The following is a 13,106-nucleotide window of genomic DNA, read 5'->3' on the forward strand; positions in this document are numbered from 1 at the left end:
GAGGAGCGGGGCCTGGGGCGCAGCCCAAGCCGGTCCGGAGGGGTGTGGCGGCGGTCCGGAGCCTCGCCCGCGAGCCGCCGTCGCCTCGCCCGCAAGCCATCCCATCCGGCCGCGGGGCGCCCCCCCGCCTGCCGACGTCAGTCCGAGCGGGGGCCGTCCTCCGCGGCTTCCTCCGCCAGCACCCGCTGGGCCACCGCGAACGCCGAATTCGCGGCCGGGACACCGCAGTAGACCGCTGTCTGCAGCAGCACCGCGCCGATCTCCTCGGGCGTGAGCCCGTTGCGCCGTGCCGCGCGGACATGCATCGCCAGCTCGTCGTGGTGGCCGTGCGCCACCAGCGCGGTCAGCGTGATCATGCTGCGTTCGCGGCGCGTCAGCGTCGTATCGGTCCAGATCTCGCCCCAGGCGTAGCGCGAGATGAAGTCCTGGAAGCGGGCCGTGAACGGGCTCTGGCGCGCCTGCGCGTGGTCCACGTGCTCGTCGCCGAGAACCTGACGGCGTACCTCCATGCCGCGCCGGGCACCTCCTGCCGAGAAGTGCGCCCGCAGGGCCGTCAGCACGGCTTCCGGGCACTGTGCGGGCGCCAGGTGCGAGGCGCCCGGGATCTCCACGAGCGCCGCGCCCTGCACCGCGTCCGCGATCTCCCGCAGATGCGCGGGCGGTGTCGCGGGGTCCTCGCGCCCGGCGATCAGCAGCGTCGGTACGGTGATCGACGCCAGCCGGTCCCGGATGTCGAACGCGGCCAGGGCGTCGCAACAGGCGGCGTACGCCTCCGGGTCGGCGCCCCGGAGGTCCTCGACCAGCTCCGGCACGGTGAAACCGGCGGTGAACCAGCGGGTGTCGGCGGTCGCGGCGACGGGTGCGAGGCCTTCGCGGCGCACCAGCTCGGCCCGCTCCTCCCACGGCTTCGACCCGTTGAAGTGGGCCGAGGAACAGATGACGGCGAGGGACGAGAGCCGCTCGGGGTGGTGGACCGCCAGATGCAGGCCCACCGCGCCGCCCAGCGACACACCGGCGTACGAGAAACGCTCGATGCCCAGGGAGTCGGCCAGCTCCAGAACGAGCGCGGCCAGGTCGGCGACCGTCGCCCCGGGGCCGATCAGGTCGGCCGGTGAGCCTCCGTGCCCGGGAAGGTTCCAGCGCACCACCCGGTGGGTGACGGACAGTTCGGGCGCGATCTTGTCCCACAGGGCGTACGACGTCCCGAGCGAGGGGCCGAGGAGCAGCGGGGGAGCGGTGGTCGATCCCTCGGTGCGGTGGGTGAGCAGTTTCACGGTCAACGTCGCTCCAGAGCACGGTCGGTGAGGACTCCGGCGGAGCCCGTGTAGCGGGTCGGGTCGGTGAGTTCGGCGAGGTCGACGCCCGGGAGGTCCTTGAGGCCGGGTTCTTCGCCGAGCACGTCCGCGAGGGGCCGCCGCTCGGCGACGGCCCGCTCGGCGGCTCGGGTCAGCAGCTCCCTCGCACGCGCCCGGCCGAGCACCGGGGCGAGTTCGACGGCCAGCCGTTCGGAGACGATCAACCCGTGCGTGAGACCCAGGTGTTCGCGCATGGCCTCGGCGTTCACCCGTAGCCCCTCGGTCAGTTCGGCCGCGTCGCGGGCCGCCCCGCCCACCAGTCGGAGCAGATCGCGCAGGGGTTCCCACTCGGCGTGCCAGGCCCCGGCCGGCCGCTCGTCCTCGGCCGCCATCGCGCCGTACAGGGTGGCCGCGAGCAGGGGAGCACGCCGGGCGGCGGCGGCCACGAGCGTGGCCCGCACCGGGTTCGCCTTGTGCGGCATCGCGGACGAACCGCCGCCGGACCCCTCGGCCAGCTCGGCGATCTCGGTGCGCGAGAGGGTGAGTACGTCGACGGCGGTCTTGCCGAGCGCGCCGGCGGTGAACGCCAGTGCTCCGGCCAGGTCCGCGATCGGCGTGCGCAGAGTGTGCCAGGGCAATTCTGGTTCGGCCAGGTCCAGTTCGCGGGCGAACGCGGCGGTCAGGGCCTTGGTGTCCTCCGTACCGAAGGCGGTGAAGGCGGCCAAGGTGCCTGCCGCGCCGCCGAGTTGGGCGGGCAGGGAGAGCCGTACGGCGTGTACCCGGTCCCTGGCGTCGAGCACCAGCGACCGCCACCCCGCCGCCTTCAGCCCGAAGGTCGTCGGCACCGCGTGCTGGGTGAGCGTGCGGCCCGGCAGCACTGTGCTCCGGTGCTCCTCCGCGAGCCGGGCCAGCGCACGCCCGGTCCGCTCCAGGTCGCTCAGGACCAGGTCCAGGGTGCGGGCCGCGACGAGCATGGTGGCCGAGTCCAGGATGTCCTGGCTCGTCGCGCCCCGGTGGACGTACGGGCCGAACTCCCCGGCGACGGCGGCTGTCAGGTCCGCGACCAGGGGAATCACCGGGTTGCCGCCGCCCCTGGCGCGCAGCGCGATCGAGGCGAGGTCGAAGTCCGCGCCGTCGGCCGCGTCCGACACCGCCGTCGCGGCCCCGGCCGGGGCCAGCCCCAGGGACGCCTGGGCCCGGGTGAGCGCGGCCTCCGCGTCGAGCAGGGCCCGCAGATACGCGGTGTCGCTCGTCGCGGCCGACGCCGGGGAACCCGCCCGGCCGGGGGCGAGCAGGCCGGTGTCGGACGCGTCGGGGCCGGCAGCTGTCACTGGAACTCCAGGAAGACCGTTTCGCCTTCGCCCTGAAGGCGGATGTCGAAACGGTACGTCCGCCGTGCGCCCTCGGCCGCGATCAGCGTGGCGCGCCGCTCGGCCGGCAGCCCGTCGAGCAGCGGGTCCGTGCCGTCGGCCAGATAGGCGCGGGTGAACAGGTGGTGCGTCAGACCGCGCGCGAACACGCACACGCCGATGTACGGCGGCCCGGCGTTCCCCGGCGGCAGTGTGCGCAGCGCGTAGTGGCCGTCGGCGTCGGTGGCGACGCGGCCGAAGCCCGTGAAGTCGACGCCGTTGCGGCCGAGGAAGCCGCCCGTGGAGGGGTCGCGGCGCAGCGAGCCGGGGGCGCCCGCGAGGGAGCCGTCGGGCGCGGCCTGCCAGAAGTCCAGCAGGGTGTCGGGGACCGGCACGCCCGCGCCGTCGAAGACGTAGCCGTGCAGGGTGATCGTGTCGGGGTGGCCCTGGGGTGCGATGTCGCCGCCGCCAGGGAAGGGCAGCGCGTGGCCGTAGAAGGGGCCGATGGTGTGGGAGGGGGTGGGGAGCAACCGCTCGGTCATGCTCAACGGCCTTCCTCGATCCAGGTGGCGGAGGGACCGTCGAGGACGATGTCCCACTCGTAGCCCATGGAGAACTCGGGCCGCGAGAGATCATGGTTGTAGGCGGCGATCAGCCGGTCGCGGGCCGCCGTGTCCGTGACGGACCGCAGGATCGGGTCGTACGGGAACAGCGGGTCGCCAGGGAAGTACATCTGGGTCACCAGCCGCTGGGTGAACGCCGTGCCGAACACCGAGAAGTGGATGTGCGCGGGCCGCCACGCGTTGGTGTGATTGCCCCACGGGTACGGTCCCGGCTTGATCGTGGTGAAGGCGTACCGGCCCTGACCGTCCGTCAGGGTACGTCCCACGCCGGTGAAGTTGGGGTCGAGCGGTGCCGGGTGCTGCTCGCGCAGATGGGCGTACCGTCCCGCGGCGTTGGCCTGCCAGATCTCGACGAGCTGGCCGCGCACCGGACGGCCGTCGCGGTCGAGCAGCCGGCCCGAGACGGTCATCCGCTCGCCGATCGGCTCGCCCCGGTGCTGCAGGGTGAGGTCGTTGTCGATCTCGGTGATGTCGGTGACCCCGAAGACCGGGCCCGACAGTTCGACCGTCTCCGGGTCGCCGCCGCTCACCGCGACCAGCGGCTGCTTCGGGTGGCGGAGCCGGGAACTGCGGTACGGGGGGTAGTCGCGCGCGGGGTGGTTGCGTACGGGCGCGCCGCCGGCCACCGCCTTGTCGTACGCGTCCTGGAGATCCGTGATCTCGACGTCGATGTCCGACTGGGTCAGAGCCATGGCCGACTTCCTAGCGTTCGAGGACGAGGGCGAGGCCCTGGCCCACGCCGATACAGAGGGTGGCGACACCAACTCCACTGCCCTTGCGGGCGAGTTGGTGGGCGACGGTGCCGGCGAGCCGGGCACCGGAGGCGCCGAGGGGGTGGCCGAGGGCGATGGCGCCGCCCTGCGGGTTGAGGATCCCGGTGTCGAACTCGGGCCATTCGGCCACGCAGCCGAGGACCTGGGCGGCGAAGGCCTCGTTCAGTTCCAGAGTCGACAGATCGTCAAATCTCTTGCCCGACTTGGCGAGTGCGCGGTTCACGGCCTCGACGGGGGCGAGCCCGAAGTACCGCGGGTCGACCGCGGACACGCCGGTCGCGGAGACGCGGGCGAGGGGTTCGCGGCCGGTGGCTGCGAGTCCCTCCGCGTCGACCAGCAGCAGGGCCGCGGCGCCGTCGTTCAGGGGTGAGGCGTTGCCCGCGGTCACAGTCCCCCGCTCGGTGCGGAAGGACGGCTTCAGCCGGGCCATGGCGTCGAGGGACGCGTCGGCGCGTACGCACTCGTCCGCGTCGAACACGAGCGGTTCGCCCTTGCGCCGGGGGAGCGACAGCGGAGCGATCTCGGCGTCGAACAGGCCTTCCGCTTGGGCTCGGGCAGCCTTCCGGTGGCTGGCGAGGGCGAACTCGTCCTGCCGCTCACGGGTGATCTTGTGCTTGTCTGCGATGAGTTCGGCGGACTCGCCCAGCGGAATGGTCCACTGCGGGTCCATCCGCGGATTGACCATGCGCCAGCCGAGGGTCGTGGAGTACAGCTCGGCGTGGCCGGCGGGGAACGGCCGGTCGCTCTTGGGCAGGACGTACGGTGCGCGCGTCATGGACTCGACGCCGCCGGCCAGGGCGATCGAGGCGTCGCCGAGCGCGATGGCTCGGGCCGCCTGGATGACGGCTTCGAGCCCGGAGGCGCACAGCCGGTTGACGGTCACGCCGGGCACGGAGGTGGGCAGCCCGGCGAGGAGGGCGGCCATCCGGCCCACGTTCCGGTTCTCCTCGCCCGCGCCGTTGGCGTTGCCGAAGTAGACGTCCTCGATCCGCGCCGGGTCCAGGTCCGGGGTCCGGCCGAGGAGTTCGCGGATGGCGTGGGCCGCCAGGTCGTCCGGGCGGACGGGGGCCAGTGACCCGTTGTACTTGCCGATCGGTGTCCGGACGGCATCGACGACGTAGACGTCCTTCACGACGGGATCCCCTCCGCGACACGGACCTCTGCGGCGGTCTTCGCCGCGATCTCCTCCGCTGTGACGCCCGGCGCGGTCTCCACCAGCAGCAGGCCGTCGGCGGTGATGTCGAGGACCCCCAGGTCGGTGATGATCCGGTTCACGCACGCCTTGCCGGTGAGCGGCAGTTCGCACTCCCCGAGGATCTTGGGCGAGCCGTCCTTGGCGGTGTGGGTCATCACGACGATGACCGTACGGGCCCCGTGGACGAGGTCCATCGCGCCGCCGATGCCGGTGATCATCTTGCCCGGGACGGCCCAGTTGGCGAGGTCGCCGCCGGCCGAGACCTGCATCGCGCCGAGCACGGCGACGTCGATGTGCCCGCCGCGGATCATCCCGAAGGACAGCGCGGAGTCGAAGTACGAGGCGCCCGGCAGAACCGTGACGGTCTCCTTGCCCGCGTTGATGAGGTCGGGGTCGACCTGGTCCTCGGCCGGGTAGGGGCCGGTGCCCAGGATGCCGTTCTCCGACTCCAGGATCACCTCGACGCCCGCGGGGAGGTGATTGGGGATCAGCGTCGGCAGGCCGATGCCGAGGTTCACGTACTGGCCGTCCTCCAGTTCACGCGCGGCGCGGGCCGCCATCTCTTCCCTGCTCCAGGCCATTACCCGTTCACCGTTCCGTCCGCCGCGGACGCCGAGACCGTCCGCTTCTCGATCATCTTGACGTTCGCCTGCTCGCGGGTCAGAGCCACGACGCGCTGTACGAAGATGCCCGGCAGATGCACCGCGTCCGGATCGATCCCGCCCGGCTCCACGAGTTCTTCCACCTCGGCGATCGTCACCCGGCCGGCCATCGCGGCGAGCGGGTTGAAGTTCCGGGAGGACTTGTTGAAGACGAGGTTGCCGTGCCGGTCGCCCTTCGCGGCCCGTACCAGCGCGAAGTCGGTGCGGATGCCGCGCTCCAGCACGTACGCGGTGCCGTCGAACTCGCGCACCTCCTTCGGCGGAGAGGCCAGCGTGACACCGCCCCGGCCGTCGTAGTGCCACGGCAGTCCGCCGTCGGCGACCTGCGTACCGACCCCGGCGGGCGTGTAGAAGGCGGGGATCCCGGCGCCGCCCGCGCGCAGCCGCTCGGCCAGTGTGCCCTGCGGGATCATCTCGACCTCCAGCTCGCCGGCCAGGTACTGCCGGGCGAACTCCTTGTTCCCGCCGATGTACGAGCCGGTGACCCGGGCGATGCGTCCGGCGGCGAGCAGGACCGCCAGCCCGGAGTCCATGGCCCCGCAGTTGTTGGAGACCACCCCGAGCCCCTGGACGCCACGCTCGTGGAGCGCCTCGATCAGCACGTTCGGTACACCGCTGAGGCCGAATCCGCCGACCGCCAGCGTCGCACCGTCCGGTACATCGGCCACCGCCTCCAGTGCCGTGGCGACCACCTTGTCCATGCGTGAAGCCTCATCTCTCCCGAGTGTCCAGCGCCCGAATTAATCAGGGCACTGATTAATTCTTCGAGGTGTCCAACACGCTGCCACCCGGACTTCGGTCCGTCAAGACCCCAGATGAGGGACTGATTCGAGGAGTCGTAGACGTTGGCGGAGGTCGGGACGGTCGGCTGGGAGGGCGGGTATCGTTCAGTGCACCAACGAATTCAGTGCAGCAACTTCAGTGCAGCAACTTCAGCGCATCGATTTCGGCATCAACGCATACGACCCTGGTGCGGCGCGGTCACCAGCGCGTACCGGACCCGAGGAGTGCACATGGCCGCGGTGGACCTCTCCACCCACCCCGGGCACCTGGCCCGGCGACTGCAGCAGGCGCATTACCTGCTGTGGAACACGATGGTCTCCGAGGAGATCACCTCGCCCCAGTTCGCGGTCTTGAACGCGCTCGTCGCCGAGCCGGGCCTCGACCAGCGCACGGTGGGGGAGCGGGTCGGGCTCGACCGGTCCACGATCGCCGAGGTCATCAGTCGGCTCGGGCGCCGCGCACTGCTGGACAAGGTGCGCGATCCGCAGGACGGGCGGCGCTTCCTGCTCCGCCTCACGGACGACGGGCTGCGCGTCCACCGCAAGCTGACCGTCCGCACCGCGCGTATGAACCAGGTCTTCCTGGCCCCCCTCTCCGCCGAGGAGCAGACCGTCTTCTTCGACCTCATCCAGCGCGTCTCGGACGCCGCCGAGGGGCTCCGCAACCCTGCGGAGCCCCTCGGCGCGCAGCACCAGGGGCTGCCCGGCGGGGCGAGGTGAGGCGGGGCGGCGAGGCGGGCACGGCCCCGGACATGGGGTGGCCTGGGGCGTGGCGCGGACGCGGGGCCGGTGCCCGCCTGCTGTCGCAGGCCTTGGCCAGGACCCCCGGTGGTGGGGGGCCCGCCTGCCGTGTCACGCCTTGGCGAAGACCACCCACACCTGGCCCTGCGCGAAGTTCATCGGCGTTCCGTCCGGGGCCGTGAACCGTGTGCCCCCGGCCGCGTCGGGCCGCGTCCAGTTCGCGTCGAAGGCGCGGCCGTCGCGCAGCACCTGCGCCGTGCCCGAGCCCACCGACTCCGTGTACGGCGAGTTGTTGCCGAGGACGTCGTGGTACTTGGATTTGCGTATCTTCACGTGCTGGATGACGACCGTCGCCGGAGCCACCGAGGTGCCGTCGGTCGTCACCGTCGGTGTTCCGTCCATGGCCACCAGCCAGCGCTCGCGCTCGGCGGACCAGGTGAAGGTGAAACGGGCGGACGGGAAGCGGACCGTGCGGGAGGTCTCGGGGGTGCCGCCCGCGGGCGCCGCCCCGAAACGGAATCCGGTGGTCAGCGCGGCCTCGCCCGGTGCGGAGCCCACCAGTCGCTGCGGATGCAGATACAGATTGTGCGGCGCGGCCTTGCCCGCGCCCCGGTACCAGGCGCCGGACACCTTCCCCGGCAGCTCGGGATTCAATGGCGCGTTGTCGATCAGCGGCAGCAGTCTGCGCTGGGCCCCGGAGAAGGCGAGCGTCGGCTCGTGGAACTGTCTCAGCAGCTCCAGATCCGACTCGCGGGCACTGCGCACGGGTCCGACGGCCTTGGGCAGTGTGCTCGCGAAGACCGCCATCAGCCGGCTCAGACCGCCCTCGACCTGCTCCGCGTACACCACGTCCGCCGCGTCGAGCCCCGTCTGGGGGCGTGCCCCGGGCACATTGTCGATCTTCACCGCGAGCACCGAGCCGACGTTCGGCCGACCGCTCTCGCTCGGGCTCTGGCTCCGGCCGTCGTCGGTCGGTCCGCCCCCCGAGGTGCAGCCCGTCATCAGGGAGCCCGTCACCGTGACGGCCAGCAGCGCCGCCGTCCATGCGCCACGCCTCAGCCGCACCATTTCTCGCATGCCCACCGTGCCACCTGTCCCGTGCCATCGATTGTGCGCTCATCAGTTCATCGGTGGCCATACCCGATCGTTTCTGATTGCGCGCGTCGACTGAACTGATCGGCTCACCGGGATGATCCGGGCAGGTCGAAGCGGAACTCCGGAGGGGGGCCGTTCCGCGTCCGGCGCGTCAGTCCGGCGGGCCCAAGATCTCCGCGAGGTCATAGCCGACCGGCTCGTCCAGTTGTCCGTACGTGCAGCTCTCGGCGGTGCGGTCGGGGCGCCAACGGCGGAAGCGGGCCGTGTGGCGGAACCGTACGCCGTTCTCCATGTGGTCGTACGCCACCTCGGCCACCCGCTCGGGCCTGATCGGGATCCAGGACGGGTCCTTTTTCGCCGACCATCTGCTGGGCGCGCCCGGCAGCCGCGCCGTCTCGTGCGCCGACTCCTGCGCCCAGGCCGCCCACGGGTGCTCGGTGGCGTCCTCCAGCCGCAAGGGCTCCAGTTCCTCCACCAGCTCCGCACGCCGCTTCATCGGGAACGCGGCGCTCACGCCGACGTGCTGGAGCGTGCCCCCGTCGTCGTACAGGCCGAGCAGCAGCGACCCCACGACCGGTCCGCTCTTGTGGAAGCGGTAACCGGCGACGACGACATCCGCCGTCCGCTCGTGCTTGATCTTGTACATGGCCCGCTCGTCCCGCAGATACGGCAGCGTGAGCGGCTTCGCCATGACGCCGTCGAGCCCCGCCCCCTCGTACTGCTCGAACCAGCGCTGCGCCACCTCGCGGTCCGTGGTCGCCGACGCCACGTGCACCGGCGCCGTCACCCCGGACAGCGCCGTCACGAGCAGCGCGCGCCGGTCGCCCAGCGGAACGTCGAGCAGCGATTCGTCGGCCAGCGCCAGCATGTCGAAGGCCACGAAAGAGGCGGGGGTCTTCTCGGCCAGCATCCGCACCCGTGAGTCCGCCGGGTGGATCCGCTCCGAGAGCGCGTCGAAGTCGAGCCGCCCGTCCCTGGCGATCACGATCTCCCCGTCCATCACACAGCGCTCCGGCAGCCGCTCCCGCAACGCCTCGACCAGCTCGGGGAAATACCTGTTCAGCGGCTTGCCGGTGCGACTGCCGATCTCCATCTCGTCGCCGTCGCGGAACACGATGGCCCGGAAGCCGTCCCACTTCGCCTCGTAGTGCATGTCCGGCGGGATCTTCGCCACGGACTTGGCGAGCATCGGCTTCACGGGCGGCATCACCGGCAGGTCCATGCTTCGACTCTAAGAGCCGTCCATAGTGTCTGCCTGTTGCGTCTTTCGGCCGCCCAGGTCCGGCTGTCCTGGGGTTTTGCCGCTGTTTCGCGGTCGGTCTGTGAGACGAGTGTGAGACGGAGCCGCCGCGATCCTCAGGCGCTGGCGGTCGGGTCCTGCTTCGGTCGGCCGCCCTTGCGGGACCGGCGCTCCGTGAGTTCCTTGTCGGCCTTCTCGAGGTCGGCCCGGTCCTCGTCGGTGCCGTGCTCCAGGACGCGGGCTCTCATGGCTCGAGGACGTCATTCGTGCGATCCGTCCCGAGCTGTTCGCACACCCGGCCGTACGCCTGCCACAGCGGATCCGGCACCCGGATCGGTCGGGGTGTCGTGTGTCGTCGAGGCCCCGGACCCGGCAGACGTCCTCATCGTCGACGAGCTCCCCACGGTCGAGGCCATCGAGGCCGAGGCCCGCGAGTACGAGCGCGCAGCCGACCAGGCCCGCCGCGCCGACCGCGGCAAGCGCGCCGCGAAGAAGGTCCTCGACAAGCTGCCCGCCGGCATCTACGGCACGGGGAAGGTGTTCCGCACCCCGTCGTCCCGGCAGACCCCGGACCTCGCCGAGATCACCCGCATCTTCAAGGCCAACAACCTCGGCCCCGTCCCCATGAAGCCCTGCGCCCCGAGCCTCAAGGTCGAGCTGGTCGAGACCGCCGCCCCGGTCGTCGACGAGACCCTCGTCGGAGCGGCTGCCTGATGACCGAGACCCCGAAGGCGGCCCGCCCCTAGTGGGCCGCCCCCGGGCGACGACTCGTCGCCGCGGGCAGCATCCGCCGTACCCCCGACCGCACGATCACCGTGCGCGTCACCGAGGTCGGCGTAACCGGAGTCATCGCCAAGCAGGTGACCCGATGATCCACACCCCTTTCCACAATGTGGATAACCCCGCCGAGCCGAGCACCCTCGCTGCCGCCCGCGTCGCGCAGCTGCTCCTCGCCGAACACGAGCACGTCGACCACCGCGACCTCTTCGCCGTCAACCGTGCCCATGGCGCCCTCGCCGAGGCCATCCGCATCCTGCTCCGCGCCGTCGGCACCAACCGTGGGGATACCGCAACGGTTGGCCCACGACCGGTCCCGGCCCCTCGCTGCCCGGCCGCCCACCCCGACGACCCGACCCCGTGCGACGGCCCGCCCGTCGTCACTGTCCTCGACGTGGCCAACGCCGGCGCCGACGGATGCGAGCACCACGGCGCCCGGCTCCTCGCCTCCCTCGACGGCGGCCGCGTCTACCCCCTGCCTGACGCCCCCGAGGGCGCAGCGATCCGCGTCTTCACCACGGCCGACACCACCCGCCCGTTCATCTGGGTCAACAGCGCGCGCACCCGCGACGAGCAGCTCAGCCGCGCCGAAGCCCGTGCCAGGGGTGAGGGCCAGTGAGCACCGAGCCCCGCACCGTCACTCTCGCCACCGCCGACCGCGGCACCGTGACGATCCCCGAGCCCGCGTGGTGCGCCGGACACAGCCCCCACGACCCCGAGACCGAATACGTCGACATCATCCACAGCGGCCCGGAGACCAGCCTCACCTTCCGGTCCGTCGTCCTGCTCGCCGCCGGCTTGGTCCAGTCGCCGCACGCCAGTCCCTCCGCCCCGCACCTCGGCGGCCGGACGCCCGGCGTCTCCGTCCACCCGGTCGGCAGGACTCTCGGCCCGGTCGACCTGTACGAACTGGCTGCGGTACTCGACACCTACGCCGACGCCCTGCGCGACCTCGGCGACCAGCTTGACGCGCTCAGGGGTGGCCAGTGAGCCTCCGAGACCGTGCCCGCGACGCCCTGTACGGCGCCATGAACACCGCCGACGGGTCGCCCGCCTCCGCCCGCCGCGCGACCCAGGTCGCCTCCGTAGCGGCGAACGCGGCCGCGCAGCACGGCCACACCGGAACCGCGGCTGTCGTCGCCGCCCTCGGTGCCGCCGCGGTGGCGGCCGAGGGCGCCCTCTCCAACTACGTCTATCCGCCCGGCGACTACGCCACCTTCCGAGAGGACGGGAAGCGATGAGCTCCCTCCTGATGTGGGCACAAGCCCACCCGCTTCCCGCCATGGCTGCCGCGGTCCTGCTCCTGGTCGCGGTCTCTCTGCTCGCCCGAGCCGGCCGCCGGACCGTGCGCCGCACCTCGGCCGCCGTCGTGGTCGCCTCCGTCGCCGCGATGGCGTGCACCGCCTACAGCGCCGACACGTCGTGGGGATTCGCTGAGCACCGCCTCCACGTGACGTCGACCGCCGAGCGGGGCGCGATGTTCGGCGCCGCGGAACTGGCCCTGTTCTCCTGCGCCCTGATGGCCCGGCAGAACCTGAACACGCAGGGCGCGCCCGGCACCCCGGGGGTCCTGGTCTGGTTCATCACCGGCGTGCAGGTCATCCCCGCCTACTCGGAGTCCGGGTTCGTGGGCGGCACCGTCCGCGCCATTGTCGGCCCCGTGCTGGCCGGACTGCTGTGGCACCTGGCCATGGGGATCGAACTGCGGCACGCCAAGCCCGGCACCGACTCGGGCAGTCTGCCCGCGCTGCTGGCCCGGGAGCTGCGCGAGCGGCTCCTGTCCCGCCTCGGCCTCGCAGTCCGCGACCGCACCGCCGAGCAGATCTCCCGCGACCGGTGGACCGTGAAGGCGGTCGGCCTGGCCGCGAAGCTCGCCGACACCCCGCCGCAGGGCCGCGGCCGTGCCCGGCTGTCCCGGCGCCTGTCCGTCGTGGTGGGCAAGGCGCAGGCCGGCGCGAGCGAGGAGCAGCGGCACAAGCTCCTCGACCTGCTCGCCGCCCGCCGCCACGCCGCCTCGCTGGCCACCATCGACCTTGCCTCGCCGTGGGAGGACGCCGTCGAGGTGACCGTCGAGCAGGTACCGGAGGAGCGGAAAGAACTGCCTCCCGTGCGACCGCCCGTTGTGCCCGCGGGTGTGCGCCTGCTGCCGCTCACGGCCCGGCCCGTCATCAACTCGGGTCCGCCGCTGTACCGGTGGGACAACATCCGCGGACGCCTGGTCACCGACCCGGAGGTGGTCATCCCGGAGTCGTTGCCGTGGCACTGGAAGGACGTCAGCGGCGGAACCGGCCTGGAGCGTGGCGACGCTTCGAAGATGACCGCTGCCGTACCCGTGCAGACCTCCCGCCAGGTGGTCACCGAGGTGGTCACGATCACCCCGGGTGAGCTGCTGAAAAGGGCACAACGCCTCGACCGCGACCGGTCATCTGCCACCGGCCGCCGGGTGACCATCTCCCAGTTGCAGGACGAGTTCGGACTCAGCCGCCGCGAGGCGACCGAGCTGCGCCGCCAAGTGAGGAAGTTCCATCGTGATTCATGCAGGTCAACGGTCCTGGTGTGATGAGTCGTTGGGGT

16 protein-coding genes are annotated in these 13,106 nt (G+C 72.0%); 6 read left to right on the forward strand and 10 right to left on the reverse strand.

Going from position 1 to position 13,106, the window contains the following annotated elements; genetic code table 11:
• Positions 1 to 137 precede the first annotated feature (137 nt).
• The 7 genes from pcaDC to N4G66_RS34975 are packed head-to-tail and all read right to left on the reverse strand — an operon-like array spanning position 138 to position 6,598.
• Positions 138 to 1,280, reverse strand: a complete 1,143-nt coding sequence (gene pcaDC, locus N4G66_RS34945; RefSeq protein WP_261708307.1) for a bifunctional 3-oxoadipate enol-lactonase/4-carboxymuconolactone decarboxylase PcaDC — start codon at positions 1,278 to 1,280, stop codon at positions 138 to 140.
• The gene (gene pcaB, locus N4G66_RS34950; protein WP_261708308.1) at positions 1,277 to 2,626 is read right to left on the reverse strand and encodes a 3-carboxy-cis,cis-muconate cycloisomerase; all 1,350 of its coding nucleotides are present in this window, start codon (positions 2,624 to 2,626) and stop codon (positions 1,277 to 1,279) included. Before pcaB ends, pcaDC begins: the two co-directional genes overlap by 4 nt.
• Positions 2,623 to 3,186 carry a protocatechuate 3,4-dioxygenase subunit alpha gene (pcaG, locus tag N4G66_RS34955; RefSeq protein WP_261708309.1) on the reverse strand — a complete coding sequence of 188 codons (564 nt, stop codon included), beginning with the start codon at positions 3,184 to 3,186 and terminating at the stop codon, positions 2,623 to 2,625. The genes pcaB and pcaG overlap by 4 nt, the downstream gene beginning before the upstream one ends.
• A 2-nt stretch (positions 3,187 to 3,188) precedes the next feature.
• On the reverse strand, positions 3,189 to 3,959 hold the full coding sequence (gene pcaH, locus N4G66_RS34960; protein WP_261708310.1) for a protocatechuate 3,4-dioxygenase subunit beta: 771 nt from the start codon (positions 3,957 to 3,959) through the stop codon (positions 3,189 to 3,191).
• 10 nt (positions 3,960 to 3,969) lie between these two features.
• Positions 3,970 to 5,172 carry a thiolase family protein gene (locus tag N4G66_RS34965; protein ID WP_261708311.1) on the reverse strand — a complete coding sequence of 401 codons (1,203 nt, stop codon included), beginning with the start codon at positions 5,170 to 5,172 and terminating at the stop codon, positions 3,970 to 3,972.
• Entirely contained in the window at positions 5,169 to 5,816 is a 648-nt protein-coding gene (locus N4G66_RS34970; RefSeq protein WP_261708312.1) for a CoA transferase subunit B, read from the reverse strand. The genes N4G66_RS34965 and N4G66_RS34970 overlap by 4 nt, the downstream gene beginning before the upstream one ends.
• A complete protein-coding gene (locus N4G66_RS34975; RefSeq protein WP_261708313.1) occupies positions 5,816 to 6,598 on the reverse strand; it encodes a CoA transferase subunit A in 783 nt (260 codons plus the stop codon). The genes N4G66_RS34970 and N4G66_RS34975 overlap by 1 nt, the downstream gene beginning before the upstream one ends.
• A 312-nt stretch (positions 6,599 to 6,910) precedes the next feature.
• Between N4G66_RS34975 and N4G66_RS34980 the strand changes: the two genes are divergently transcribed.
• The gene (locus N4G66_RS34980) at positions 6,911 to 7,399 is read left to right on the forward strand and encodes a MarR family winged helix-turn-helix transcriptional regulator (protein WP_261708314.1); all 489 of its coding nucleotides are present in this window, start codon (positions 6,911 to 6,913) and stop codon (positions 7,397 to 7,399) included.
• Between the two features lie 132 nt (positions 7,400 to 7,531).
• Here N4G66_RS34980 and N4G66_RS34985 read toward each other — a convergent pair whose 3' ends face one another.
• From N4G66_RS34985 to N4G66_RS34995, 3 genes are all read right to left on the reverse strand, one after another.
• Entirely contained in the window at positions 7,532 to 8,497 is a 966-nt protein-coding gene (locus N4G66_RS34985) for a DUF3048 domain-containing protein (RefSeq protein WP_391858939.1), read from the reverse strand.
• 169 nt (positions 8,498 to 8,666) lie between these two features.
• Positions 8,667 to 9,737: an ATP-dependent DNA ligase gene (locus tag N4G66_RS34990; protein WP_261708315.1), complete on the reverse strand. Its 1,071-nt coding sequence runs from the start codon at positions 9,735 to 9,737 to the stop codon at positions 8,667 to 8,669.
• Between the two features lie 134 nt (positions 9,738 to 9,871).
• Positions 9,872 to 10,003: a hypothetical protein gene (locus N4G66_RS34995; protein WP_261708316.1), complete on the reverse strand. Its 132-nt coding sequence runs from the start codon at positions 10,001 to 10,003 to the stop codon at positions 9,872 to 9,874.
• A 94-nt stretch (positions 10,004 to 10,097) separates the two neighbouring features.
• Here N4G66_RS34995 and N4G66_RS35000 point away from each other — a divergent pair, with 94 nt between their 5' ends.
• The 5 genes from N4G66_RS35000 to N4G66_RS35020 all read left to right on the forward strand — a co-directional run bounded on the left by N4G66_RS35000 (position 10,098) and on the right by N4G66_RS35020 (position 13,092).
• Positions 10,098 to 10,469, forward strand: a complete 372-nt coding sequence (locus N4G66_RS35000) for a hypothetical protein (protein WP_261708317.1) — start codon at positions 10,098 to 10,100, stop codon at positions 10,467 to 10,469.
• 154 nt (positions 10,470 to 10,623) lie between these two features.
• Complete coding sequence (locus N4G66_RS35005; protein WP_261708318.1) at positions 10,624 to 11,151, forward strand: hypothetical protein; 528 nt, start codon at positions 10,624 to 10,626, stop codon at positions 11,149 to 11,151.
• Complete coding sequence (locus N4G66_RS35010) at positions 11,148 to 11,522, forward strand: DUF6907 domain-containing protein (RefSeq protein ID WP_261708319.1); 375 nt, start codon at positions 11,148 to 11,150, stop codon at positions 11,520 to 11,522. The genes N4G66_RS35005 and N4G66_RS35010 overlap by 4 nt, the downstream gene beginning before the upstream one ends.
• A complete protein-coding gene (locus N4G66_RS35015) occupies positions 11,519 to 11,773 on the forward strand; it encodes a hypothetical protein (protein WP_261708320.1) in 255 nt (84 codons plus the stop codon). The genes N4G66_RS35010 and N4G66_RS35015 overlap by 4 nt, the downstream gene beginning before the upstream one ends.
• Positions 11,770 to 13,092 (forward strand): hypothetical protein, encoded by a 1,323-nt coding sequence (locus N4G66_RS35020; RefSeq protein ID WP_261708321.1) that lies wholly within the window; start codon positions 11,770 to 11,772, stop codon positions 13,090 to 13,092. The genes N4G66_RS35015 and N4G66_RS35020 overlap by 4 nt, the downstream gene beginning before the upstream one ends.
• The last annotated feature ends 14 nt before the right edge of the window (positions 13,093 to 13,106 follow it).

The organism is Streptomyces rhizosphaerihabitans, from assembly GCF_025399795.1.
GTDB classification, from domain to species: Bacteria; Actinomycetota; Actinomycetes; order Streptomycetales; family Streptomycetaceae; genus Streptomyces; species Streptomyces rhizosphaerihabitans.

Bases quoted from the DNA above. Each gene is read 5' to 3' on its own strand.
- pcaH (WP_261708310.1), bottom strand. From the start codon at position 3,959: ATGGCTCTGACCCAGTCGGACATCGACGTCGAGATCACGGATCTCCAG.
- N4G66_RS34990 (WP_261708315.1), bottom strand. From the start codon at position 9,737: ATGGACCTGCCGGTGATGCCGCCCGTGAAGCCGATGCTCGCCAAGTCC.
- N4G66_RS34985 (WP_391858939.1), bottom strand. From the start codon at position 8,497: ATGCGAGAAATGGTGCGGCTGAGGCGTGGCGCATGGACGGCGGCGCTG.
- N4G66_RS34975 (WP_261708313.1), bottom strand. From the start codon at position 6,598: ATGGACAAGGTGGTCGCCACGGCACTGGAGGCGGTGGCCGATGTACCG.
- N4G66_RS34995 (WP_261708316.1), bottom strand. From the start codon at position 10,003: ATGAGAGCCCGCGTCCTGGAGCACGGCACCGACGAGGACCGGGCCGAC.
- N4G66_RS34980 (WP_261708314.1), top strand. From the start codon at position 6,911: ATGGCCGCGGTGGACCTCTCCACCCACCCCGGGCACCTGGCCCGGCGA.
- pcaG (WP_261708309.1), bottom strand. From the start codon at position 3,186: ATGACCGAGCGGTTGCTCCCCACCCCCTCCCACACCATCGGCCCCTTC.
- N4G66_RS35005 (WP_261708318.1), top strand. From the start codon at position 10,624: ATGATCCACACCCCTTTCCACAATGTGGATAACCCCGCCGAGCCGAGC.
- N4G66_RS34970 (WP_261708312.1), bottom strand. From the start codon at position 5,816: ATGGCCTGGAGCAGGGAAGAGATGGCGGCCCGCGCCGCGCGTGAACTG.
- N4G66_RS35020 (WP_261708321.1), top strand. From the start codon at position 11,770: ATGAGCTCCCTCCTGATGTGGGCACAAGCCCACCCGCTTCCCGCCATG.